The sequence below is a fragment of the Bradyrhizobium sp. LA6.8 genome, from assembly GCF_040547935.1.
Taxonomy (GTDB): domain Bacteria; phylum Pseudomonadota; class Alphaproteobacteria; order Rhizobiales; family Xanthobacteraceae; genus Bradyrhizobium; species Bradyrhizobium barranii.
Genome location: NZ_JBEPQQ010000006.1, coordinates 242,425 through 266,553, shown reverse-complemented (window position 1 = coordinate 266,553; position 24,129 = coordinate 242,425). Strand labels below are relative to the sequence as shown.

Sequence of the window (24,129 nt, the reverse complement as noted above, 5' to 3'; positions counted from 1 at the left end):
CTGACGGCGGGGATTGCCGTAGGAGCCTCACGTAAACTCCGCCTCCACCACGCCCAGCCCGTCCAGCTCCATCCGCACCTTGTCGCCGGCCTTCAGCCACAGCGTCTTCACCAGGCTCCCCGTCAGCACGAGTTGCCCCGCGTGCAGACCCTTGCCTTCGGCGGCGAGGTGGTTGGCGAGCCAGGCGAGTGCATTGTGGGGATGGCCGAGCACATCGGCGCCGGTGCCGTGGCTGACCTCTTCGCCATTGACGATGGCGCGGCCCTTGACCGCCTTCAGATCCGGCACCGACGAGCGCGGCACCGCCTCACCCAGCACGCAGCCGGCGGCGAAGAAATCGTCGGCGATCAACGTCGGCGCACCCATCGACTCCCACTTCACATAGCGGTCGTCGACGATCTCGATCGCGGGATGATAGAACTCAACGGCCTCGCCGACCCATTCGGCCGTGAACGGCGCCTCGCCGGCGGCGAGGTCGCGCTTCAATCGCACCGCGATCTCGCACTCGACGCCGACACGGACATAGTCGGCAGCCGCGAGCTTGGCCCCGCTCTCGTGCACGCCCTTCTGGAACACGCTGCCGCCGCAGGGATGCGGGATGCCGATATAGTCCTGCATCACCTGGCTGGTGCAGCCGATCTTGTAGCCGACCAGCGGCCCGACATGCGGCAGCAGCAGATCGTGCAGCGCGCGCTGGACCTGATAGCCCTCGGCCTCGTCGGCCGGCGGATGGTCCAGGGCCGCGAGCGGCGCGCGGTTACGGCGCGCGAGCGCAATCGCCTTTGCGGCTTTGAGAATCTTGTCCATCGGCGCCGGCTCCCACGCTACGCAATTGAGGTCGGCAGTTCAGCATTCCCGCCGGGGCGTGACAAGCGCGGACCAAAGGCGGCCCACGGGGCGCCCTCAGCGCTTCACGAGGCCGAGCCGGATCAGGCTTTCGGCCGTCGCGAGGATCGCCTCAGTGTTGGAACGGGCCTGCCAGCCGAGCAGCGACCTCGCCTTGGCGCTGGTGGAATGCCGAACCCTTCCAAGCATCGGCACGACCGCGCGCAGCAGCGGAATCCGGTTCGCGGCCAGCCGCACCAGCCAGTCCGGGGCCTGGAGCCGCGGAACCCGGCGCGCCCTGGGTCCGAGTTCCCGCCGCAGCACCCTGGCGATATCGAGGATCGACATCGTCTCACCCGAGACCGCGATGAAGCGCTCGCCTTTCGCTTCGGGCGCCGTCATCGCGCGCAGGTGCAAATCGGCCACGTCGCGCACGTCGACCACGCCGAAATAGACCCGCGGCACCGCCGGCATGGCGCCGTCGAGCAGCGATTTGACGATCTCGATCGAGCCGGAGAAGTCCGGCCCCAGCACGGGGCCAAAAATGCCGGCGGGATTGACGACGGACAATTCGAGCCCACCGCCCTCGCGCGCGACGAAATCCCAGGCCGCCTGCTCGGCCAGTGTCTTGGATTTGATGTAGGGCTGCACGTCGGCGCCGTCGAGATTGGTCCAGTCGGTCTCGTCGAACGGCCTGTCGCGCGCCGGATGGCCATAGCCGATCGCGCCCAGCGACGAGGTGACGACGGCCCGCCTGACACCGGCCTCGCGCGCGGCACGCAGCACCCGCAGCGTGCCGTCGCGGGCCGGGATGATCATCTCGTTCTCGTCCTTGGGAACACTGGTCGACAATGGCGAGGCGACATGGAGCACGTAATCACAGCCGGCGATGGCGTCGCGCCAGCCGTCGTCCGCAGTGAGATCGGCGGTGAAAAAGGACAGGCTTTCAGGCGACGCAGCCCCACCCTCGCGCAACATCGCCAGCACGTCGGCCTGCCGGTCCGGGCGGCGCACCGTGGTCCGCACCTGATGGCCGGCGGCCAGAAGCTGCAGGACGACATGGACGCCGACGAAGCCGGACCCGCCGGTGACCAGAACAATGCTCATTGCCGAATTCCCCTCCTTGCGCAGGCGGGCGAATTGGTTCCGCCACCCTGCTCAAGGCCGCATCTGGTCACTATCTCCCGGGGAACAAGTAGAATGGATTTCGAGACCGGTATGGAAAACCTGACCATCCTTTGCGACGGCGACTGCGATTGCAGCCCCGACCCTGCCCTGCTCGCCGACTTCAAGCGGGCCATTCATGCGCTTGGCGGCAAGTGGAAGCTGGAGATCCTGTTCGCGCTGATGAACGGCGCCGTTCGCTTCGGTGCGTTGCGGCGAGCGATCGGCGGCATCACCCAGCACGTGCTGACCACGCAGCTGCGCGAGCTCGAGCAGGACGGCCTGGTGTCGCGAACCGTCTTCGCGGAGAAACCTTTGAGGGTCGAGTACGAGTTGACGGATGCGGCCTACGGCCTGTTGCCGGCGTTTAAGGAAATATTGAGCTGGTCCAGGCTTTATGGCGATGCGCGCCTTGTGGCGTCGCAGCAAGCCTGATTGCAGCCAAGCCTGATTGCAGCGATGTGTGAAGCTGCCGGATCGTTGCCTCAGCCTTCGAGTCGATCTCGTTGATGCGACTCGCAAAACCTCCCGCACCTGAAGTGAAGGCTGTTTCTCATCCGAACTTACGTGAGCTCGGAGGAAGTGACTCTAGCCCATTGATCGCGATTCACTTTTCGTGATCGCGCCTGCGCTTATGCGCATCACGGCAAGCGGCAGACAAAATGCTGATCACGGCGCTCAAGCGGCACCGTGAGTCCAAAAACAAAGAGCCGCATCGCTGCGGCTCGGACTCTATTCGTCGCGGTAGACCTTCTCGCGTTTCTCGTGGCGCTCCTGCGCTTCCACCGAGAGCGTCGCGATGGGCCGGGCTTCGAGCCGCTTCAAAGAGATCGGCTCGCCGGTGTCCTCGCAATAGCCGTAGGTGTTGTCCTCGATACGCTGGAGCGCGGCGTCGATCTTGGCGATCAACTTGCGCTGGCGGTCGCGGGCGCGGAGTTCGATGGCGCGGTCGGTTTCGGACGATGCCCGATCGGCGAGATCGGGGTGGTTCACGTTCTCCTCCTGCAGAGCCTGCAGCGTGAGCTTGGACTCTTTGAGGATCTCATCCTTCCAGGCGAGGAGCTTCAAACGGAAGTACTCCTTCTGCCGGTCGTTCATGAAAGGCTCTTTTTCGGTCGGTCGGTAGTTTTTCAACTTTTCCAAGGGCGGCCTATCTGTCTAAGCAACGACTCGCAACGGAACGGGGTCCGTTAAGCCGGGCTTATATAGCGGCCTCCTGTGACAGACAATATTTCCCTGATCGTTCGGTTAGCGCCCCCAAGCCCTTGCACAGGAAGGTTTATCCTGGAGAACCCGGGGGCGGCCGAAGGCCTAGTAACCGACCGTGAAACGCTGCTTCGGATGGGCCGGCCGCTCGATCTCGTCGACGAGCGCAATGGCGTAGTCGGCGAAGCTGATCCAGCTTTTCCCGTTCGCATCTGCGAGAAGCTGATCGGTCCCGAGCCGGAACTTGCCGGTTCGCTCGCCCTCGATGAAGAGGGCCGACGGCGAGATGAAGGTCCAGTTCAGGTCCTTTTCCTGTCGCAGCAGGTCAAGGAAAGCCCCGCCCGCTTCCGCTTCGGCCTTGTATTGGGCGGGAAAACCCGGGGTTGTAACCAGTTTGACGCCGGGAGCGACTTCCAGGCTGCCGGCACCGCCGACAACGAGGTAGCGACCAACGCCGGACGCCTTCGCCGCGCCGATCAGCTTGAGCGGGTCGCTGGCCAGGAAGTGCACGGAACTCACGGCGACGTTATGCCCGGCCCACAGCTTGGCAAGGCCGGCCTGGTCGAGCACGTCGCCCTTGGTGGACGTGACGTTCGGCAGGGTCGCGATCTTCTCGGGGTTCCGAGCGATTGCCGTGACGGCATGGCCGCGGCGCGACAGTTCCTTGGTGATCTCCGACCCGGCCCGGCCCGAGGCGCCGGCGACTGCGATTTTCATGGAAGGCTCCTTTGCTTCTTTTGGTAACTATCGGTTACTAGATATCGCAAAGGATGCTGGTGTTAAGAGAGCACTTTGTGCTTACCTGATTACGCAAGAGTAACCGGGACCCGTCACCGGCGCGCGAGCCGGCAAGGGGCCAAACGGATCGTGAGGAGTTGACGATGAAGCCAGACGTCTATGCTGCGAACTGCCCCACGCGCCAGATCCTCGACCGCGTCGGCGACAAATGGGCGGTGCTGATCCTGCTGCTGCTGCGCGAGGAGCCGATGCGCTTCAATCAGTTGCGCAGAACGATTGAAGGCATTTCGCAGAAGATGTTGAGCCAGGTTCTCAAGTCGCTCGAGCGCGACGGCCTGATCAAGCGTCACGCCATCGCAACTGTACCGGTGACGGTGGAGTATTCGATCACGCAGCTCGGGGTGACGCTCGCGGCCGCCGTCGATCCCCTGCGCGATTGGGCCGAGCAAAACCTGAAGGACGTGCTCGCCGCCCAGCGCCGCTACGACACGCAGCAGAAGGACGAAGCGGCCTAAGCCTGCCCGGCCTTGGCCAGCTCGACCTCGACGCGCAGCTCGATCTCGGACAGCAGGGAATCCAAACCAGGATCGCCCGAGGATGATTTCAGGTTCGCCGCGGCATCGCGCAGCCGCATCACGGTCGAGGCGTCGAGATTGCCGGACAGTAATCCCATCTTGAGATCGTCGAGCACGTCGAGCGCGGTCCTGCCACGGGCAACCGAGCGCTTGCGGCGCTCGACCGGATCTTCCTCGATGCCTTGCAGTGCGAGCAGCCCATCGATGTTCGCGGCCGCCTTCGGTGCGGCAGCGCCCCGCGTCTCCTGCGCCGACGAGGTGTCGGGCAGCACGAAGGTGCCGGAGCTCGTCCGCCTGGCCTGGCTGGCCGGCGTACCAAGCGTGGTGCCGTTCGGTCCGTAGATGCGCATCGCAGGAATCCGGGTGATCGATGCCGTCACCTTCGCCGTCTTATGGTTAACGGCGCGTAAACGGCCCGGCAAAATCTGCCGAGAGGCGGCAGTTTCGCTCCTCAGGGAGAACGCTCCCTGACACCGGTGGAAACAGGTTTATTCAACCTATTCAATCGCGTAACCCCGCTGCCCCGCGTTGGCACAGCACTCGCAAGGAAAGCGTCGGACCAGCTCGTCATGGGAGTGTCGAGGATGGTCCGAGATGTGAGGAGCCTCGGGGAGCAGAGGATGCCAGGCGTTCGTTGGGTGAGGATTGTTGGGGTGGCCTGCGCCGCGCTGTCAGCGCTGGCGCTCTCGGTCGCGTCCGCAAGCGCGACGTCGCGCATCAAGGACCTCGCCAATATCGAGGGCGTGCGGCAGAACCAGCTCATCGGCTACGGCCTCGTCGTCGGCCTCAACGGCACCGGCGATACGCTCAACAACATCCCTTTCACCAAGCAGTCGCTGCAAGCGATGCTCGAGCGCATGGGCGTCAACATCCGCGGTGCCACCATCCGCACCGGCAACGTCGCCGCCGTGATGGTCACGGGCAATCTGCCGGCCTTCGCCACCCAGGGCACGCGCATGGACGTCACCGTCTCCGCGCTGGGCGACGCCAAGGATCTGCGCGGCGGCACCCTGCTGGTCACGCCCCTGCTCGGCGCCGACGGCAATGTCTACGCGGTCGGACAGGGCTCGCTCGCGATCTCCGGCTTCCAGGCCGAAGGCGAAGCCGCGAAAATCGTGCGCGGCGTTCCGACCGTCGGCCGCATCGCCAACGGCGCCATCATCGAGCGCGAGATCGAGTTCGCGCTCAATCGGCTGCCGAACGTGCGGCTCGCGCTGCGTAACGCCGACTTCACCACGGCCAAGCGGATCGCGGCCGCGATCAACGACTATCTCGGCGTCAAGACCGCCGAACCGATCGATCCCTCGACGGTGCAGCTTTCGATCCCGCCGGAGTTCAAGGGCAACGTCGTCGCCTTCCTCACCGAGATCGAGCAGCTCCAGGTCGATCCTGATCTCGCCGCCAAGATCGTCATCGACGAACGCAGCGGCATCATCGTGATGGGCCGCGACGTCCGCGTCGCCACCGTCGCGGTGGCGCAAGGCAACCTCACCGTCACCATCTCCGAGAGCCCGCAGGTCAGCCAGCCCAACCCGCTGTCACGCGGGCGCACGGTGGTCACGCCGCGCACCGGCGTCAGCGTCGTCGAGGACGGCAAGAAGTTCGCCGTCGTCAAGGACGGCGTCTCGCTTCAGCAGCTCGTCGACGGCCTCAACGGCCTCGGCATCGGCCCGCGCGACCTCATCAGCATCCTCCAGGCGATCAAGGCCGCCGGCGCCATCGAAGCCGACATCGAGGTGATGTGATGCAGACCAGCATGATCAATACCCCGCACGTCGTCACCTCCTCGGCCTTCTCGGTGGAGAGCCGCAACGGCCGGCCCGACTTCGAGCTCGCCGCCGCGTTGCAGAAGGTCTCGCCGCAGCGGCAGTCGAAGGCGCAGAAGACCGCCACCGATTTCGAGGCGATGTTCCTCAACAGCATGTTCTCGCAGATGACTTCGGGCCTGAAGGGCGAAGGCCCGTTCGGCGACACCCCGGGCACCGGCGTGTGGCGTTCGATGCTGACCGAGCAATATTCCAAGAACTTCGCCAAGGCCGGCGGTGTCGGTGTCGCCACAGAAGTCTACCGCACCCTCATCATGCAGCAGGCGAAAACGATCCGCACGGCATAAGGTCAACCAAGATGAACCATTTCAACGCCTCACGTCAGCCGGTGCAAGCGCAGCGCCCCAACACCGCACCCGGCAACGCCGAGGCGCGCAAGGTCGCGGAGCAGCTGATGGATGCGATGAACGCCCTGCTCGGACTGGTCGAGCGCGAGACCGAGCTCGTTCGCGCCGGCCAGGTCCGCGAAGCGATGACGCTCGAGAGCAAGAAGCAGGAGCTGTCGCGCAACTATGTCAGCGCCGTCAGCGAATTGAAGACGAACCAGGCCCAGCTCGCGAAATCCGCGCCCGAGCTGCTCTCGACGCTGCATCGGCATCACGATGCGTTCCGCGCGATGCTCCAGGTCAATCTCACCGTGCTCGCGACCGCACACGCGGTCTCCGAGAGCGTGGTGCGCGGCGTCAACGCCGAGATCCAGAAGCGCAACGTGCCGAATACCTACACGGCGGCGGGACGCCGCGCGGCTCCAGGCCCACGCCACATCACCCCGCTCGCGGTCAGCCGCTCGCTCTGAGCGCACGCGAAAACTCCCTGCAATTTTACGAAAAACCGCGCGGCGATATCGTCGCGCGGTTAGTCACGTTTGCTTACCCGGTCTTCAATCCTGGTGTTCCATGGTTGCGTATTGAGAGGGGTTGGGATTTGACTCAGACGAGGCAACCAGGAGGCTGCCATGAGTACAGATTTCAGCATCAGGCCGGTGGGGATACCGGCCCCCGTGCAGATCATAACGACGTCCAATGCGGCGGCGAACGAGGCCGTGCAAACTGATTTGCCGGCGAGCCAGACGGTCGCCGCGAGCGATACGAGCGCGGCTGCGCGCAATGATTTGCAGAGCACCAACGACAGCGTTTCACGCCAGGTCGTTTTCAACCAGCCCGCCGCGTCCTTCGTGTTCCAGGTCGTGAACGAAAGGACCGATGCGGTTGTCGATCAGTTTCCGGACGAAGCGATGCTGCGGCGGCGGGCCTATTTCCACGCACTGGACATGAAGTCCGAGCCCCCGCGTCCACTCAGCACCGATCGCAGCGCCTGACGTTCACGCCGGGGGTCGCGACGGCCGTATCGAGGTCGTTCGAACCGGTCGCGTTACGACCGTCCCGAAAGACCGGCCGCGATATTGCGATTGATCTCGATCAGCGGGCGGAAGTGATCGAGCTGCGGGCTCATCAACAGCGCAGCAGTCTGGCTCAGCACGAACACGCTGATATTGGCGATCCTCTGCCGAACGTCGAGCGGCTGCGGATTGGTGTCGCGCATCGCCTCGCTCAGGAAGATGGTCCAGAGCTTGCGGTTGAACATCAACGCCTGCGTCGTCTGCTCGTTGAAGGGATCGGCACTGTTGATGGCGTCCTGCAGCTTGTTGGCGGCCTTCAGGAGCGTCTGCGCCTCGATATCGCGAGGAGACGCAGTGGTCGTGGCTACACGCGCGTAGGCCGAAGCAGCAGAACTCGACATCGATCACCCTGGAGGTTTCCTCGCCCGTTGTACAGGCTTAAGGATTTCTTTCCCAACCCTAGGCAGCACCGCTTAAGATTTGCTTACGTGAGAGTGCGGACGATCTCCGGACAATTACGGGTCGCGGCATCCACCTTCACCTCAAGGCTAAATCCGAGTGCGCGCACTGTAAACGATTGCATCCATCATGCGCTGATCTGAGCTAATCGACAGTTAGCGATCTCGCTCAAAACAACGGCGAAGCCTAGGCTTCGCCGTTGAATGATTCATCGTGTACGTCAGCGTCGCGCTTAGCGGAGAAGCTGAAGCACACTCTGCTGCGACTGGTTGGCGAGCGACAGCGCGGAGACTGCGATCGACTGGCGCGTCGAGAGCGCCTGGCTGTTGGCCGCTTCCTCGTTGGTGTCCGCAAGCGTCAGGCTCGACGAGCCGGTCTGCAGCACGTTGATCAGGTTCTTGCTGAAGTCCTGACGGATCTGCACGATCGACAGGTTCGAACCGAGCGTCGACGCCTCGGCACGCAGCGTGGTGCTGGCCGAGTTGAGCGAAGTCAGAATGGCGTTCGCCGATTTCGAGTCCAGGAAATCAACGCCCGAGGTCAAGGGAGCAAGGTTGAGGCCGGCGTCGTTGAAGGTGACGCCCTGAATGTTCAGCGTCGAACGCCCGGTTTCGTTGAACACGAGCTTGAGCGTATCGCCGTTCAGCAGATTCACGCCGTTGTAGGAAGAGTCCTGCGCCGTGGTGTTGATTTGCGCGAGCACGTTGTTGTACTGCCCGACCAGATTGGCGCGCGTGGCTTGCGAATCCGGGTCGACGGTGGGCGCCTGCGCGATCAGGCCATAGAAGGGCTGGCCGCTCGCCGCGGCCGTGCCGCCGATTGCGCCGATCGTCGAGGACGCCGAGTCGTTGGAGGTCACGATGTTGAGATGACCGGTCGTGTCGATCGTCGCCTGCAGGTTGTTCGCCGCCAGCGCCGCGTTGAGCTGATTGAGCGTGGAAACCTGCCCGGCGCCGGCGCCGAAGGTGATGCTGGTGGCGGTGCCGCCACCGGTCGCACCGATCGTCAACGTCTTGCCGCTGAGCGGGGGCGGAACGCGGGCGGTGGTGCCGGCAGTGAGGCCGAGCGCCGTGAGCACGTTGCCCGAGCCGGAGATCGCCAGATCCTGGCTCGTGCCGGTGCTGAGCACGAGCTTGCCGCCGGAAACGGTCGAGGCCGTGCCCGTACCCGTGATGCCGTCGATCGCGCTCAGTACCGTCTGCACCGAGAGTGTGCTGCCGACACCGATGCCGATCGTGACGTTGCCGAACGAGTCGGTGGTCGAGGTGGTTTGCGAGGTCGAGAAGGTGATCGTCTTGCCGTCGACAGTCAGGACTGAACCGTTGGTGATCGTCGTACCGAGATCGTCCGAACCCGCACCGGCGGTACCGACCAGCTTGGTCGCGCCCGTAATCGGCTGCGCGCCGCCCGTATCGTCATTGTTAACGACGGTGCCGGTGACCGTGTTGTTCGTGTATGCCGTGCCCAGCAGGTTGTTGGCGGTCGCACCGGGGACCGCGGCCGCCGTCACGTTGGACTTGGGCGAGTACCCTGTCGGGCTCTGCAGCACCTGGCTGGCGATCGATTTGGCGCTGTCGACCAGCTTTTGCAGCGAGGTGATGCCGGTGTTCGCGGCCTGCAGCACCTGCACACCGTTGCTGATGCCATCCAGGAGATTGCTGATGTCGCTGGCGCGATTGTCGAGCCCCTGTGCGGTGAAGAAGTTGGTCGGATTGTCCAGCGCCGTGTTGACCTTCTTGCCGGTTGCAAGACGTTCCTGCGTGGTAGCGAGCAGGTCGGCTGTCGACTGCAGCGACAACAGGTTCTGGCGGACTGATGCCGAGAGAACGATGTTGGACATTGGCAGATCTTCCTCTTGGAGCGCGACGCGTACGAATCGGAGCCCGCCGGTCTGGCAAATGGGCTTTTGTCTAGTTCTAGGCGCACTCCTTTAAATTAAGGTTAATGGCCGCTTAAGCCACAGGGTTAACAAGGTATTAACCGGTCAGGGTTCCCTGAAACCCGGCTCACGCCGCATCACGCGCAAAAAAACGGCGGGGCAAAAGCCCCGCCGTAATGCCTTGTTTGACGATTTTCGCCGCGTATCAGCGCAGGAGCTGCAACACGCTCTGCTGCGACTGGTTGGCCAGCGACAGCGCCGAGACCGCGATCGACTGGCGGGTCGACAGCGCCTGGCTGTTGGCCGCTTCCTCGTTGGTGTCGGCCAGCGTCAGGTTGGACGAACCGGTCTGCAGGACGTTGATCAGGTTCTTGTTGAAGTCCTGGCGGATCTGCACGACCGACAGGTTCGAACCCAGCGTCGATGCTTCCGAACGCAGCGTGCTGCTGGCGGCATTGAGCGTGGTCAGGACCTTGTTGGCCGAGGCGTTGTCCAGGAAGTCGGTGCCCGAGGCGAGGGTCGAGATGTTGAGACCCGCGGTGTTGAAGGTCACACCGGTGATGCTCAGCGTCGACTTGCCGGTTTCGTTGAACGTCAGCTTCAGCGTGTCGCCGTTGAGCAGGTTGACGCCGTTGAAGGAGGCATCCTGCGCGGTCGTGTTGATCTGCGCGAGCACGTTGTTGTACTGCGCAACCAGGCCAGCACGCTGGGTCTGCGAGGTCGGATCGGCAACCGGAGCCCCGATGGCAACGCTGTGGAACGGACCGGTGGCGGTAAAGGCCGAGCCGCCGAGCGTGCCGATCGTCGAGGAGGCCGCGTCGTTCGTGGTCGTGATGGAGATCACGCCGGTCGAGTCGATCGAGGCCTGCAGGTTGTTGGCCGCCAGCGCCGAATTGAGCCCGTTCAGCGTGTTGACCTGGCCAGCGCCGGTGCCGAAGGTGATGCTGCTCGCGGTGCCGCCACCGGTGGCGGCGATCGTCAGCGTCTGGCCCGAGATGGCGGGCGGGACGCGGGCGGTCGTGCCGGCGGTGAGACCGAGCGCGGCGAGCACGTTGCCCGAACCCGCGATCGTGAGATCCGAGGTCGTGCCGGTGCTCAGCGTGAGCTTACCAGCGGCGACAGTCGAGGCGGTGCCGGCGCCGGTGATGCCGTCGATCGCACTCAGCACGCTCTGCACCGTCAAGGTGCTGCCCGTGCCGATGCCGATGGTGACGTTGCCGGCGGTGTCGGTGGTCGAAGTGGTCTGCGCGGTCGAGAACGTGATGTTCTTGCCGTTGACCGTCAGGACCGAGCCGTTGGTGATGGCCGTAGCAAGGTCGTCGGACGTCGCGCCCGCGGTGCCAACCAGCTGGGTGGAAGCGGTGATGTTGACCGCAGTGCCGGTGTTGTCGTTCAGCACGGCGGTGCCGGCGACGGTGCTGTTGGTATAAGCGGTACCCAGCAGGTTGCTAGCGGTCGCGCCGGTGATGGCGGTCGAGGTCACGGTCGACTTGGTGGAGTAGCCCGTCGGGCTCTGCAGCACCTGGTTGGCGATCGACTTGGCGCTGTCCACCAGCTTCTGCAGCGAGGTGATGCCGGTGTTGGCTGCCTGGAGAACCTGAACGCCGTTGCCGATGCCATCGAGCAGATTGCCGATGTCGCTGGCGCGGTTATCAAGGCCCTGGGCGGTGAAGAAGTTGGTGGGATTATCCAGAGCCGAGTTCACCTTGCGGCCAGTCGACAGACGGGACTGGGTGGTGGCGAGGAGGTCGGCGGTGGACTGGAGGGAGAGCAGGTTCTGGCGAACCGATGCGGAGAGAACGACGGACATACTGTTACCTTTCTGGTAGCTACGCGTCCTATCTGACCAATTGATCAGACGACCGCCGGACCGTGCGTCCAAGCCTCTAACAATCCGTGAAATGAAACCCGCAGTTTTTCCCGCCGCGACGCCGGAAGCCCCCTTCGAGGCCGCGGCAGACGGCTGGACATGCCGCTATCGGCCTTGAAATTGTTGCATTTTCCGTCCCCGGCGCCGTCGTTTACGACCTGTTAACCATGTTGCGCAAGGATCGGCTCCAAATCACGAACGATCGCCCTCATCGCACGAACGCCGCGACGGATCGTTGTAAAAGGGTTGATGGAGAACAGGCATGGCTCTCAAGGTTGAGCTCAAACCGCACGAACGCATCATCGTCGGCAATTCGGTGATCACCAACACCGACCAGCGCGCCCGCCTCCTGATCGACGGCGACAACGTGCCGATCCTGCGCGAGCGCGACATCCTCACGCCGGAGACCGCCGACACGCCGGCCAAGCTCGTCTATCTCGCGGTCCAGCTCATGTACATCTCGCCGGATCCGCAGAGCCAGCACGGCACCTACTTCAACCTGGTGCGCGACATCGTCACCGCGGTGCCGAGCGCCTGGCCGATCATCGAAAGCATCAACAACAACATCATGAGCGGCGATCTCTACCGGGCGCTGAAGGATGCCCGCAAGCTGATCGCCTATGAAGAGAAGCTGCGGGACCAGTACCAAGCGACGCATCCCAAGGGCGACGTCAGCTCGGCCGCCTGATCGGCACGCATCAGCCTGCCCAAACGACAACGGCCCCGGATCATCTCCGGGGCCGTTGTCGTTTCACCTGCGTTCCTGGTCACTGCGCCGCCAGCGGCGGCGCCTCGATCTCGATCAGACCATCGCCGGTCCGCCGCGCGCCGAACTCGAGCACCGCAGCCACAAGCGCGTCGATGTCCGTCTCGTCGGTACGGTGATTGACGATGGCAGCGCGGATCGCGAACCTGCCGTCCAGCGTCGTGCTCGAGGGCGCCGCAACGCCGGACTCCTGGACATCGGCGACGATCTCGCGATTGACCGCATCGTCGGCGCGGTAACGGAAGCAGACGATGTTGAGGTTCACCGGTGCCAGCAATTCCAGCCGCGGCTCGGCCAGCACGCGCGTCTCCAGATACTTCGCCAGCGCGCAGCTTCGCGCGATCACCGCACCCAGCCGGTCGGTGCCGAACGTCTTCAGCGTGAACCAGGTCTTCAGCGCGCGGAAGCCGCGCGACAGGTCGGGGCCGAGATCGCAGGGCCAGACTGCACCCGCCGCAAGCCCCCTCGCCTCGCGGCGCAGATAGGCCGCCGGCTGCGCAAAGGCCTGCCGGTGCTGCTCGCCGTCGCGCACCAGCAGGAAGCCGGCGTCGTAGGGCACCTGCCCCCATTTGTGGAAGTCGAGCGCAATGGAATCGGCGAGCTCGATGCCGCCGAGCATGGGCGCGAGCTCGGGCGAGAAGATCGCGAGCGCCCCGAAGGCGCCATCGACGTGAAACCAGATTCCTTCCTCGCGGCACAGCGCAGCGATCGCCTTGAGGTCGTCGATCGCGCCGATATCGACCGTGCCGGCGGAAGCGACCACCAGGAACGGCTTGAAGCCGACTTCGCGATCGATCGCGATCTGCGCGCGTAGCGCATCGAGGTCGATGCGATGATCAGCATCGACATCGATCTTGCGCAGCGCATCGGTGCCGATCCCGGCGATGTCCATCGCCCTGGAGACACAGCCATGCGCGGCCTGCGACGTGTAGGCCGTGAGCAGCGCGCCGTCATTGCCGATGCCGTGCTGCCGCGCGAGCGTGCCGAGCGCGCTCGTACGCGCCACCAGCACCGCCATCAAATTGGCCATCGACGTGCCCGTGACGAAGATGCCGCTCGCACTCTCCGGGAAATCAAACAGGCGCCGCATCCACGCGACGATCTGGCGCTCGACTTCGATCGGCATGTGATCGCGTCCGCCGAGATTGGCATTGAGGCCAGCTGCGAGCATCTCCGCGAGCATGCCGACCGCGGTGCCGCCGCCATGCACCCAGCCCATGAACCCGGGATGGACATTGCCGGTCGCATAGGGCGCCACATGCTCGGCGAATTCGCGATAGACATCGGCAAGGTCGCTCGCCTCGCGCGGCACGTCGGCCTTCAATGCCGCGCGGATGCCGTCGGGAATCGGCTGCCACACCGGCCGCGCGCGGACATTGGCGATGCCGTCGATCGCCTCGTCCAGCATGCGATGGGCGAGCGTGCGAAATTCGCTCCAGTCCTGCGGATCAAGCGAAGCCTGCGCGACGGAGCTTTGCGCGTTGCGGATGATCTCGTTCATGCTGCGCTCGCCTTGCCCTCTCCTACGTGCCGCGACAGCATCGCCGTGAACGCGGCAAAGATCTTGCGCATCTGCGGCGGCTTGTACGGAAACACGACCGGCGGATCCATGTTGTGCACGACGGCGGTGTTGTCGGCTTCGAAGACCAGCAGCTCGCGGTTCTGGTTCTCGGCGCAATCGACGATGAAATAATCGAGGCCGACGCGCCGGCTCATCTCGTCGAGCGCGGCCTTATGGCGCGCGGCGAAGGCGTGGTCGAAGTCCAGCATGAAGACGGCCTCTTCAGCCCGCTTCTCCTCGCTGAACGCCATGTAGGCGTTGAGATACCAGATGTCCCAGCGATCGGCGATCGCCATGTGGCAGGCGTAGGGCTTGCCGTCGACCATTGCGAGACGATATTTGCGATAGAGCCCGTCGGGGCTCGCATAATCGACGAAGCGCGCGACAAAGAAATCCTGCTCCTCGCGCTCGGCGAGATAGGCCGCGAGTGCCGGCGCATCGTCGAGCTTCGCGAGCCCGACACCGGCATGCGTGCCGCGCGGCCGCGCGATCATCGGAAAGCGTAATTCGCCGGCGATGTCCTCGCAAGCGATCCGGCCCTGCGCGAGATCCGTCAATTGCACTCGCGTGGCGTGGATGGTCGATGGAATCTCGAGACCAGGGATGCCCGCCAGCAGCCGATACAGCTTGTCGCGATCGAGGTTGCCGATGAGATCGGGGCGATTGAGCAGCGGCCGCGGCCAGCGCGGCGCAGCCTTTTCGATCAGGGCCAGTGTTTCCCGGCATTCCTCGGAATCGGATGCAACCACGATGGCAACGTCGTGATCGGGCAACGTTTCAGGCAAGCCGACATCCTTGGTCACATAGAGCGTCAGCAGCTCGAAATCGGAGCCTTCGAGCAGGAATTCGATCGGCGTGTTGCCGCCCATGTCGATGTCGGCCGCAAGGGCGAGCACGCGCAAGCCGGGCTTCGGAGCCGCAGCGGGCGTGCGAAACAATTGATGGAAGGTCAGCACCTCCGACTGGATCGCCAGCCCCGCCGCCTTGTCGCCGAGTAGCTGGACGATCAGCGATAGGTCAAGGCCTTCGCCCGCGTGCGCTGCTCCTTCCGTGATCCGCGTGACGAGCTGATCGCGCAGTGGCTGCAGATCGACACCTTCGAAGGCCTGGCGCGTCAGCTGCGCGAAGCCGATGCGGTCGGCATAGTTCGGCACGGTCACGCCGATCGGCGCGGAAACTGGATGCTGCATCTCATACCTCGAACGCGGACTTTTCCGGTGCGGTTGCGGCTGCGCCGCGGTCAAGCAGCAGCTCGATCTTCACCAGGACATGGGCGATGCGATCAAGCAGGTGCTGCACATTGCGTCGTGCCTGCGCCATATCCGGCGACCAGGCCTCGGTCACGAGCCGGGCGCCGACGCAGAGGCGCAGCACGGCCTGCGGCGCGTCGTCCAGCCGCTCCAGCCGGACCGGCTGGCCGATCAGGCTACGCTGGACGGCGACCTGCCGGTCCGCCGCGCTGCCGCTGATCTCGTCGTTCATGTCACGCCGCAGCGCCCGATGGACGGCGCCGGTCTCGGCCATCGAGACCGGCTTGCCGTCGCGCAGCAGCATGAACGGAAAGATCGTGGCGTACGCGAACTCCTCGTCGTCTCCGGCAGTCTTCTCGGTCGCCGTTGGAACGGGTTGAAGCGACGGGGACAGCGCGATCATGCTGTCGATGCCGGCGGCAAGCTCGGCCAGCGCCCTGACGCGGAAAGCTCCGGGCACGGCGTAGTAGCTGCCGATCTCCGCAAGCGCCGCCTCCCAGCGCAGCCATTGTCCAAAATTCGGCCGGCGCTCGAAGCGTGAGCGCAGCGCCGTCCAGGCCACCGGCCAATCGCAGCGGCCGGCATAGTCGAAGAAGCCCGGCGCAATCCCCTCAATCCGGTCGAGCGACCGCGAAAACCCTTTCGGCACCAGCAGCGCACCGCTAAAGGCAGGGCCGCCGAAGAATTTCGAGCCGGTGATCAGCACCATGTAGCCGCGGTCGAGATAGGAGCGCAGCCGGCGGCGGCCGAGCCGCGCCTGACAGGCGTCGACGACGACCTGAACCTTGCGCGGCCAGCGCCGCGCGATCTCGTCGAGACAGGCCACGCCCGGCGCGTGCCAGCCGAGCTTCGAGGAATCCATGATCTGAAGCAGCACGGGCGCACCTTGCGCGATCGTCGCTTCGATCGCACCCAGCACCGCGGCATCGGTGTCGGCGCGCATCGCGATCCCCGGCCCGGCGCGAAGCAGCGGCAACGGCACACTGGCGCCGGCGAGTCCGGCAACCGCGCCGTCCTTGCGCACGGCAAGGCCGCTCGCCGTCATGGAGCTGAAATGGTGACCGCGCGCGGTATGGGCCGTGCCGCTACCGGTCTGGTCGGCGCCGACCACGATCGTCACTGGCGGCGCGCCGAGCACCGCGCGCGCCAGGAACAGGGCGTGAAGCTGGGAATCGGTGCCAGACGGCGAGAACACGACGTCGACCCGCGGCGAGAGCTGGAGATGGCCGCGCAACTCCTCGCGCATGTCCTCGCAGCGCGCATCGAAGGCGATCTCGACCTCGTCGAACAGGCACCTGTGCATCAGCTCTTCGCGCGCCAGCGCGGCGCGGTCATAGGCGAGTTGCGAGATCGTCGATGCCGTCGATGAGGCGAAATTCCAGATCTCCGGCTCCGGCGAGGCCGCACAGCCATAGGCATTGACGCGATCCCCAGCGTCGAGCGCCAGCCGCGGATCTCCGCCGGAGACGAGCAGCGTGTCCAATGGCGTGAAGAGATCGCGCAGGCGGTAGCGCGAGCCGCCGTCGAATGTGCGCTCGGGGACTGACAGACCGGATGCGCCGGCGCTCATCCCGGAAGGCTCACGCCGCATCGGCAGCTGCCGCGGGCGCGGCTGCGAATTGCGAGGCGATGTCGCCGTGGAACACCGACGGCCCGACGTGATCCAGCGAGCTCTCGATGTCGGCCCAGATCTCGCCGCCGATGTCGGTCCAGCGCTTGCAGAAGGCGAAGTCCTCGGAAAGATAAGTCCCCGTCGCCGGATCGATCATGCATTCGAACAGCGCGAAGCGGTTCTGGCTCGCCGCCAGCGTGTCGTGCGAATGCTCACGGAAGAATTGCAGACCGGCGTAGTTGGGATGGCGGCACATCGCCTCCAGCACGTGGCGGCGGATCATCAGGAAGCCGGTGCCGGCGTAGCGCACGCGGGTAAAACCGTTGACCACCACGATGCGGTCGGGATCCTCGATCTCGAGCACATAATCGAGCGCGGCCGCCGGCACATCCGCGCGGCCGGACTCGATCGCCCGCCTCGCCTTGTCCCAGTTGACCCGCTTGATCGGATAACAGCCGGCGACGACATCCGCGCCGCATTCGATCAGCCTGAACACCTGCTCGGGCTTGAAGCCGATGTCGGCATCGATGAACAGGAAATGGGTCGCCTTTGGATCGTCGAGAAACATCGCGGCCAGATTGGCCCGCGCGCGCGTGATCAGCGCATCGCCGTCACGCAGGAGCACCTTGAGCTCGAGATTGGACATGCCGTGCACGGCGCGCTGGAGCGCGAAGATCGAGCTCGCATAGATGCTCGAGACCTGCCCGCCGAAGCACGGCGTGGCCACCACCAGCTGCATCTTGTCCGACATCGACGGCCCCCGCCCCGCTCAACTCCTCACCAAAAGGTAAAGAGGCATGGTTAACGGCGTCTTAATACGCCGTTACAGGAACTTGACGAGCGACAGCTGCGCGAGTTTCGAGGTAACCTGGTAGGACGCCTGAAGCGCATTCTGGAGCGACAGGAGCTCGCTCGCCACCTGGTCCGGCGAGGCCGATTCCGCCTGGTCGATGATGGACTGGAGCTGCGCCTTGGCCTGGGTCTGGCGCGTGCCTGCGTCCTTCATCGTGTTCTGGGCCATCGCGAGGTCCGTCTGGATGTCCTCGATGTGCTGCTGACCGGGCTGCTTCGTCAGCGACTGCGTCACCCGCAGGCTCAGCGCGGAGACCTGCCCGCCCGCATACTGGCTGGTCGGCGAGGTCGAGAACGTCCCGAACACGGCGATCGCCTGCAATTGCTGGCGGATCGCGTCCTCGTTGGCCTGCGCGCCATATTGCACCGTGACTGAATCATCGACCCGCGCCATCGCCGTGGAGCGCGGCGAGCCGGGCCCGTCATTGCCGGTGTACCATTTCACGGTATTGGCCGAGCCGTTGACCAGCGTCGTCGCCGAACTTGCCGGTGAAGAACCGACGCGCAATGGCGGCTGCGTCGCGGTGACCGGCGTCGAGCCGAAACCGAGCGCGTTGAGTGCGCCCGTGTTTGAGGTCGTGATGTTGAGGCTCGCCGCGTCGTCCGTGTTGATCGTGATCGAGCCGCCATGCACCGTCGAAGGCTTCGACGTGCCCGTGATCTGGTCGATCTTGCTCATCAGCGTCTGGATGCTGTCGCCGACATTGAGCTGGTTGCCGGTCGCGCCCGAACTGACGAAGGTCAGCGTGGTGCCGTTCACGGTGATGGTGTCGCCGGCGACGAAGCCCGGCGAGATCGAGTTCGAGGGGCTCGCGCCGGACAGCGCCGTTGCTCCGCTGACCGGCGCCGGCGGTGCCGCCTGGTTGTTGGCGGGCGCACCGATCGCGGAGCTTGCAGTGTTGAAGAAATTGTCGCCGGCCGTGATCGCGGATGCCGCGACAAGCGAGGTGTTGGCGAGCTTCGTGATCGCGGTGTTCAATGCCGTGTTGAGATTCGTGGCGGTGTTGCCGGGAGTCGTCGCGTCAATCGCGAAGCTGCCGATCGGCGTCGGCGTGGCCGAGGACGCGGTCAGGTCGACCTGCCCGGTGGTGCCGTCCGGCAGCGTGAACTGGACGCTCAGCTTGTCGCCGTCGTTCGGGTTGAGGCCGTTGAGATCGACCGAGAACGACACCGGCGAGCCGCTCGGGCCGGTGACCGTCGCACCCGTCAGCGTCGAGGACACCGCCGCGATCTTCATTCCGAACGGCGATCCGGCGACGTCCTCGGATACCCGCACCGAGCTCGGCGTCGGCTGCGTTTGCACCAGCCGTCCCATGCCGTTGGCACCGAGGTCGGCGGCCTGGCGTTCCGCCATGACGGTCTTGAAGCCCGCCTGCGTGGTCGTGCCGTTGATGATGTCGCCGGCATTGGCAACCGACTGCGTGTTGAACGCCGTCCCGGAGAACAGATAGCGGTTGCCCGACTGCGTGTTGAGAACGCCGACCATCGAGCCGAACTGCGAAGCGGCTGTGTTCTGCGCGACGGTCTGTCCGTTGACGTTGAGATCCTGCGCGGTGCTTGCGGAGCCGGTCTGCACCGTGTTGCGGATCGTCGTGAGCGACTGGAGCGCGGTATTGGCGAGGTTGATGTTCACGTTCACGTTCGTGATCGTGTCGGTATAGGCGGCGATGTTGGAGAGCTGCGAACGCCCGGCGATCGCAAAGCCCTCGTTGGTGCCCATCCCGGAATAGTTCTGCGACAGCTTGCCGGTTGCGAGCTGCGTCGACAGGTCGGTAAGCTGCTGATTGATGTTGCGGATCTGCGCGCCGAGGACCGACGAAGAGTAGTTGATGCTGCTGATCGACATCTTTCAGAACCCTGTACTGGTTACACTTGAGCCTGGATCAACGTGTTCATCATGCTCTGCACCACCGACATGACGTGGGCGTTGGCGGCATAGGCATTCTGAAGCTGGATCAGGTTCGACATCTCCGAGTCCAGATTGACGCTGGAGGTCGAGTCGAACTTGGCCTGGAGCGTCGAGACCACGACGCTCTGGCCCTGCTGGAGCTGGGTGGCCTGGGTCGAGGCGTTGGCCTGGACGCTCAGGAACTGCTGGAGGTAGTTCGAGACGCTGCCGGTGAAGGGCTGGTTCGCCGAGCCGAGGCCGGTCGTCGGCGAATAGGAAAACACCGCATTGGTGAGCTGCGAATAGAGATAGTCCGAGCGCGTGGTATCGCCGGCGGGCGTCACCGGCGAGGTGTTGTAGACGGACAGCCGCGTGGGATCGCTGACCAGCTGCGTGTTCACGGCGATGCGCCCGGCAAGGCCGGTCATCTGCGAGCCCGAGGCGGTGATCGCACCGGTGTAGAGCGCCTGCCCGCCGTCGGTGAACACCGCCAGCTGCGGGCTGCCCGAGGTCAGCGACGAGATCGTCTTGGTGCTCGAGGCCGAATTGACCTGGGCAAGGCCGGTATTGTCATCGGTCACCCGCAGCGTCGTGGCCGTCGCCGGCGACGGAGCGGCGGAGAACGTCAGGTGCGAGCCTGAGAGCGCGGTGTTGAGCGCAGCGGCGATCGCATTCATGCCGCCGGAGAAATTGACGCCCACCCGCATCGGGTTGGCATTGGTGGCGTTCTGGAGCGGCAGCGCCGCCGGGTCGGTCACGTTGACGAGCGTGATCTGGCGCTGGGTGTTGGTCGCCGTGTCTTTGTAGGTGATGTTGACCGTATTGCCCGGCTGCGCACCGGCAAGGTCGAGATCGAATCCGGCCGGCGGGCCCGAGACCGTGCTGCCGGCCGTGGTCTTGTCCGACAGCGCGCTCGACATCGTCGCGGCGAGCTGGTCGATCTGGTTCTGCGCCTGCACCAGCGTCTGGTCGCGCAGCTTGAGATCAGCCGCGATCTGGCCGGAGGAGACCACGTTGTTGGCGACGACGTCGACCTGCGACCCGTTCGGCAGCTTGATGTTGAGCGCGCCGACACCGGACTTGGCCGGGTCGGCGTTGTAGAGCGAGGTCGCCGACAGCGCGCCGGCGGAGGCAAAGGTGAATTGCGAGGCGAGCCCGGCGCCGACCAGCTGGACGCCTGTCGTGGTGTAGATGTTGGCCTGGTTCGAACCGTCGGTTGTGACGCGAACGTCGACATATTTCGACAGCGTGTTGATGGCCTGGTCGCGCTGGTCCATCAGCGTCGCGGCGGATGGGTCGTTTGCCGACAAGCCCTGAAGCTTGGTGTTGATGTCGGCGACCTTCTGCATCGCCGCGTTGGCCTGCTGTGCCGACGTGCCGAGATCCTGCTCGACATTGGAGCGCAGCGACTGGATGCCGTTGGTGGTGACGTTGAGCTGCTTCGCCAACGCCTGCGCCGCGCCGAGGGCAACCGTCTGCGCCGACGACGAGCCGGCGCTGGTCGACAGCGCCTGCAACGCCGTGGTGAATTTGTTCAGCGCGGTTTCGAGCGTGCCGCTGTTGCCGGGCGTGCCGTAGACACTCTGAAGCTGCTTCAGGATGTTGGCCATCTGGTCGGCGTAACCGCTGCCGCCGGTCTCGGTGCGCAGCTGGTTCTGCACAAAGGTGTCGAGCTCCCGGCTGACGCCGGTCGTCATCGCCGTCGAGCCGAAATCGCCGGTGGTGACCTCGATCTGGTTCGGCCTCTGGACGACGTAACCCGGCGTCTGCGAGTTGGCGACGTTCGAGGAGACGATCGAGAGCGCGGCCTGGTTGGCACGCAGACCGCTCATCGCACTGGCGAGGGCTGAACTCAAACCCATATCACTAGCCGCCTTTGGTTACGTCACGCGCCGATCAGCGCAACACGTTCAAGAGATCCTGCACCATCGAATTCGCTGTCGTGATCACCTTGGTGTTGGCCGAATAGGCCTGCTGGGTCACGATCAGCTTGGTGAATTCGTCGGCGATGTCGGTGTTCGAGCCTTCCAGCGACGAGCCGCTGATGCTGCCCGACGCGCCGTCGATCGCTGTGCCCGACTGTTCGGTCGCGGCGTAAGCGCCGCCGTCGAGGGCCTTGAGGTAATTGGTGCCGTTGAAGTGCGACAGCGTCACCTGGGCGAGGTTGAGGTTCTGGCCGTTGGAGAAGGTGCCGACCACGAGGCCGCTGTTGTTGACGGCGACCGAGCGGAGCTGACCGGCAGCGTAGCCGTTCTGCGTGATGGTGTTGATCGTCACCGCGCCGCTGGTGCTGGCATATTGCGTCAGCCCGCCCGAGGACATGTTGAAGGCGACCGAGCCGAGCGACTGGCCGCCGACGCTGACGTTGTTGATGGTGATGCCCGATCCGCTCGGCGAGGTCAGCGAGCCGTCGCTGGCAAAGGTGAAGGCCTGCCCGGTGTTGACCCAGCCGACCGTCGTGCCGGTCGCATTCGGATCGGTCTGGTAGAACAAGTTCCAGGTGTCGGAATGGCCGGTACCCAGCGAGGCGCTGTCGGTCTTGGCCCAACGCAGCTGCAGGTTCACCGGCGTGCCCGCGGCGTTATAGGCGGTGACCGCACCGCCGCTGATCGATTCCTTGGTGAACGTGGCGATGTCGTTGCCGATCACGCCGCCGGTGCCGGCAGTGCCGCCACCGCCGCGGTTCTTGGAGATGGACGACGTGAAGCCGAGCGCGGCGAAGGCGCTGCTGTTGTTGGGGCTCGTCACCGTCAAGGTGGGATTGGCGATACCGGTATTCAGGGTGATCACGCCGTTGCTGATCGAAGAACCGCTCGCACCGCTGAGCGTGTCGATCTGGCTGAGCAGAGTCGCTATGGAGTCGGTGATGTTGATCTGGTTCGGAGGGGTAGCGCCGGAGGCCACGAAGGTGATCGTATTGGCAGCTCCCGTGCCGTTGACCTGGATCGTGTTGCCGACCACGAAGGGCGTCGAGAGGACTTCCGCCCCGCCGGGCGTCGCGGTGCCGCCGAGCTGTGTACCACTCGTAATCGCGGGAGTGGACAGCACGTTACCGCCGCGCGTCACGCTGCTGACGCCGAGCAATCCTGCCGCAGTGCCGCCGATCGTCACGTCGGCCGTGGTGCTGGTCGTGATCTGGATGTTGCCGCTGGCATTCATAGTCACGCTGGAGGCGGGAACGCCGGCTCCAGACGCGATCGCGCTGAGGACATCCGACATCAGTGCGCTGGTGGGCGACTTCAGACCAATCGTAGTGACCGCCGGGGGGCCCGCAACCGTCGAAACGCCCGAGACCGTGTTGTCGAAGTTGATTGTTTGGCCGTTGACCGTCAACGACTTGCCGGCCAGGTTGGTGAGAAGGCTGGTGTTGAGATGCGTGCCCAAGCCCGCATCGAGAGACGTGCTGCCAGTTGCCACCGCCGAAGCGCTGTCCTGCAGCGCCACCGTGCCGGTCGCAGTCGTCGCCGTATAGGCCGAGCGCAGATTGCCGGTGGCCGCCGCGCCGGAGACCGTCGCATTCGAATAAGGCGGCGGCGGCGTGCCGACGATCAGCGGGTTGGCGGCGAAATCGGACGGGTTCAGGCCGCCGGCCGCCAGCAGCGTGCCGCTCGCCGCGGTCGAGCTCGCCCCCGTGTTCGGCACGCTCGGCAGGTTCGCGGCGTACTGGATCGAGGTTGTCGCCTGTGCCGGGATGAAGTTGTTCTGGAATTTCAGGACGGACGCCACATTGCCGGTCGGGTTGCCGGTCTTGGGGTCGACCGTGACGCCCATCAGGTAGTAGCCGGCGCCATTGACGAGATTGCCGTTGGAATTGAGCTGGAAGTCGCCGCGGCGGGTGTAGTAGGTGACGCCGCTGAACTGCGGCAAGTTGTCGACGACGTTAGTCGCCTTCTGGATCGAGAAGAAGCCGTCGCCGGTGATCGCCATGTTGGTCGCGACGGAGGAGGACGAGATCGTACCCTGGGTGGTGATGGTCGCCTTGGCGTTGGCCGTCACACCACCCGCGACCTGCTTGCTCGGGACCGAAGCGTCGGGGATGAGATCGACGAAGCTGGTGCCGATGCCCTTGTAACCGGTGGTGGATGAGTTCGCGATGTTGCCTGAAATGTTCTGCAGCGCGTAGGACTGCGCCTGCAGGCCACCCACCGAGGTGTTCATTGCATCGAAGATACCCATAACTTTGTCTCCAGATCCGATCTCGGCGGCCGGTCGACCATGGCCGCAGTCGGAAGAGACAGTCGCAAGGGCTATGCCAATGCGGGTATTCTCAGGAAATCAATGACTTGAATGGGCAAGCCCAGGTCCGATGACCGGGGCAC

22 protein-coding genes are annotated in these 24,129 nt (G+C 64.7%); 7 read left to right on the top strand and 15 right to left on the bottom strand.

Annotated elements, in window-relative coordinates; genetic code table 11:
- Positions 1-27 precede the first annotated feature (27 nt).
- The gene (locus ABIA90_RS27680) at positions 28-807 is read right to left on the bottom strand and encodes a 2-keto-4-pentenoate hydratase (protein WP_354120658.1); all 780 of its coding nucleotides are present in this window, start codon (positions 805-807) and stop codon (positions 28-30) included.
- 96 nt (positions 808-903) lie between these two features.
- The gene (locus ABIA90_RS27675; protein ID WP_354120659.1) at positions 904-1,932 is read right to left on the bottom strand and encodes an SDR family oxidoreductase; all 1,029 of its coding nucleotides are present in this window, start codon (positions 1,930-1,932) and stop codon (positions 904-906) included.
- A gap of 93 nt (positions 1,933-2,025) precedes the next feature.
- On the opposite strand from ABIA90_RS27675, the gene ABIA90_RS27670 reads away from it, so the two are divergent.
- Entirely contained in the window at positions 2,026-2,424 is a 399-nt protein-coding gene (locus tag ABIA90_RS27670) for a winged helix-turn-helix transcriptional regulator (RefSeq protein WP_354120660.1), read from the top strand.
- A gap of 297 nt (positions 2,425-2,721) precedes the next feature.
- Here ABIA90_RS27670 and dksA read toward each other — a convergent pair whose 3' ends face one another.
- Entirely contained in the window at positions 2,722-3,087 is a 366-nt protein-coding gene (gene dksA, locus ABIA90_RS27665; RefSeq protein ID WP_008554760.1) for an RNA polymerase-binding protein DksA, read from the bottom strand.
- Positions 3,088-3,300: 213 nt separating this feature from the next.
- Positions 3,301-3,912 (bottom strand): NAD(P)-dependent oxidoreductase, encoded by a 612-nt coding sequence (locus ABIA90_RS27660; RefSeq protein ID WP_354120661.1) that lies wholly within the window; start codon positions 3,910-3,912, stop codon positions 3,301-3,303.
- 164 nt (positions 3,913-4,076) lie between these two features.
- Between ABIA90_RS27660 and ABIA90_RS27655 the strand changes: the two genes are divergently transcribed.
- Positions 4,077-4,448 (top strand): winged helix-turn-helix transcriptional regulator, encoded by a 372-nt coding sequence (locus tag ABIA90_RS27655; RefSeq protein ID WP_071912203.1) that lies wholly within the window; start codon positions 4,077-4,079, stop codon positions 4,446-4,448.
- Here ABIA90_RS27655 and ABIA90_RS27650 read toward each other — a convergent pair.
- Complete coding sequence (locus ABIA90_RS27650; protein WP_063982271.1) at positions 4,445-4,858, bottom strand: flagellar assembly protein FliX; 414 nt, start codon at positions 4,856-4,858, stop codon at positions 4,445-4,447. The genes ABIA90_RS27655 and ABIA90_RS27650 overlap by 4 nt on opposite strands.
- Before the next feature lie 270 nt (positions 4,859-5,128).
- Between ABIA90_RS27650 and ABIA90_RS27645 the strand changes: the two genes are divergently transcribed.
- The 4 genes from ABIA90_RS27645 to ABIA90_RS27630 all read left to right on the top strand — a co-directional run bounded on the left by ABIA90_RS27645 (position 5,129) and on the right by ABIA90_RS27630 (position 7,652).
- Positions 5,129-6,253, top strand: coding sequence for a flagellar basal body P-ring protein FlgI (locus ABIA90_RS27645; RefSeq protein ID WP_354120662.1), 1,125 nt, complete (start codon positions 5,129-5,131; stop codon positions 6,251-6,253).
- Positions 6,253-6,621, top strand: coding sequence for a flagellar assembly peptidoglycan hydrolase FlgJ (gene flgJ / locus ABIA90_RS27640; protein WP_354120663.1), 369 nt, complete (start codon positions 6,253-6,255; stop codon positions 6,619-6,621). The genes ABIA90_RS27645 and flgJ overlap by 1 nt, the downstream gene beginning before the upstream one ends.
- Positions 6,622-6,632: 11 nt before the next feature.
- Positions 6,633-7,130: a hypothetical protein gene (locus tag ABIA90_RS27635; RefSeq protein WP_028158316.1), complete on the top strand. Its 498-nt coding sequence runs from the start codon at positions 6,633-6,635 to the stop codon at positions 7,128-7,130.
- A 159-nt stretch (positions 7,131-7,289) separates the two neighbouring features.
- On the top strand, positions 7,290-7,652 hold the full coding sequence (locus ABIA90_RS27630; protein WP_354112780.1) for a hypothetical protein: 363 nt from the start codon (positions 7,290-7,292) through the stop codon (positions 7,650-7,652).
- A 53-nt stretch (positions 7,653-7,705) separates the two neighbouring features.
- Here the strand turns inward: ABIA90_RS27630 and flaF are convergent, their stop codons facing one another.
- The 3 genes from flaF to ABIA90_RS27615 form a co-directional block, all read right to left on the bottom strand.
- Positions 7,706-8,074, bottom strand: a complete 369-nt coding sequence (flaF, locus tag ABIA90_RS27625) for a flagellar biosynthesis regulator FlaF (protein WP_014493991.1) — start codon at positions 8,072-8,074, stop codon at positions 7,706-7,708.
- Positions 8,075-8,364: 290 nt separating this feature from the next.
- Positions 8,365-9,972 carry a DUF1522 domain-containing protein gene (locus tag ABIA90_RS27620; RefSeq protein ID WP_354120665.1) on the bottom strand — a complete coding sequence of 536 codons (1,608 nt, stop codon included), beginning with the start codon at positions 9,970-9,972 and terminating at the stop codon, positions 8,365-8,367.
- A gap of 244 nt (positions 9,973-10,216) precedes the next feature.
- Complete coding sequence (locus tag ABIA90_RS27615; protein WP_354120666.1) at positions 10,217-11,821, bottom strand: DUF1522 domain-containing protein; 1,605 nt, start codon at positions 11,819-11,821, stop codon at positions 10,217-10,219.
- A 322-nt stretch (positions 11,822-12,143) separates the two neighbouring features.
- Between ABIA90_RS27615 and flbT the strand changes: the two genes are divergently transcribed.
- Positions 12,144-12,569: a flagellar biosynthesis repressor FlbT gene (flbT, locus tag ABIA90_RS27610; protein ID WP_071912194.1), complete on the top strand. Its 426-nt coding sequence runs from the start codon at positions 12,144-12,146 to the stop codon at positions 12,567-12,569.
- 79 nt (positions 12,570-12,648) lie between these two features.
- Here flbT and ABIA90_RS27605 read toward each other — a convergent pair whose 3' ends face one another.
- The 7 genes from ABIA90_RS27605 to ABIA90_RS27575 all read right to left on the bottom strand — a co-directional run bounded on the left by ABIA90_RS27605 (position 12,649) and on the right by ABIA90_RS27575 (position 23,986).
- Positions 12,649-14,148 (bottom strand): pyridoxal phosphate-dependent decarboxylase family protein, encoded by a 1,500-nt coding sequence (locus tag ABIA90_RS27605; RefSeq protein WP_354120667.1) that lies wholly within the window; start codon positions 14,146-14,148, stop codon positions 12,649-12,651.
- A complete protein-coding gene (locus tag ABIA90_RS27600; RefSeq protein WP_354120668.1) occupies positions 14,145-15,398 on the bottom strand; it encodes an ATP-grasp domain-containing protein in 1,254 nt (417 codons plus the stop codon). The genes ABIA90_RS27605 and ABIA90_RS27600 overlap by 4 nt, the downstream gene beginning before the upstream one ends.
- A gap of 1 nt (position 15,399) precedes the next feature.
- On the bottom strand, positions 15,400-17,049 hold the full coding sequence (locus tag ABIA90_RS27595; RefSeq protein WP_354120669.1) for a hypothetical protein: 1,650 nt from the start codon (positions 17,047-17,049) through the stop codon (positions 15,400-15,402).
- Positions 17,039-17,821: a methylenetetrahydrofolate reductase gene (locus ABIA90_RS27590; protein ID WP_063982262.1), complete on the bottom strand. Its 783-nt coding sequence runs from the start codon at positions 17,819-17,821 to the stop codon at positions 17,039-17,041. The genes ABIA90_RS27595 and ABIA90_RS27590 overlap by 11 nt, the downstream gene beginning before the upstream one ends.
- Before the next feature lie 72 nt (positions 17,822-17,893).
- Positions 17,894-19,768, bottom strand: coding sequence for a flagellar protein (locus tag ABIA90_RS27585; RefSeq protein ID WP_354120670.1), 1,875 nt, complete (start codon positions 19,766-19,768; stop codon positions 17,894-17,896).
- A gap of 20 nt (positions 19,769-19,788) precedes the next feature.
- The gene (gene flgK / locus ABIA90_RS27580; RefSeq protein WP_354120671.1) at positions 19,789-21,672 is read right to left on the bottom strand and encodes a flagellar hook-associated protein FlgK; all 1,884 of its coding nucleotides are present in this window, start codon (positions 21,670-21,672) and stop codon (positions 19,789-19,791) included.
- A gap of 34 nt (positions 21,673-21,706) precedes the next feature.
- Positions 21,707-23,986: a flagellar hook-basal body complex protein gene (locus ABIA90_RS27575; RefSeq protein WP_354120672.1), complete on the bottom strand. Its 2,280-nt coding sequence runs from the start codon at positions 23,984-23,986 to the stop codon at positions 21,707-21,709.
- Positions 23,987-24,129: the final 143 nt, after the last annotated feature.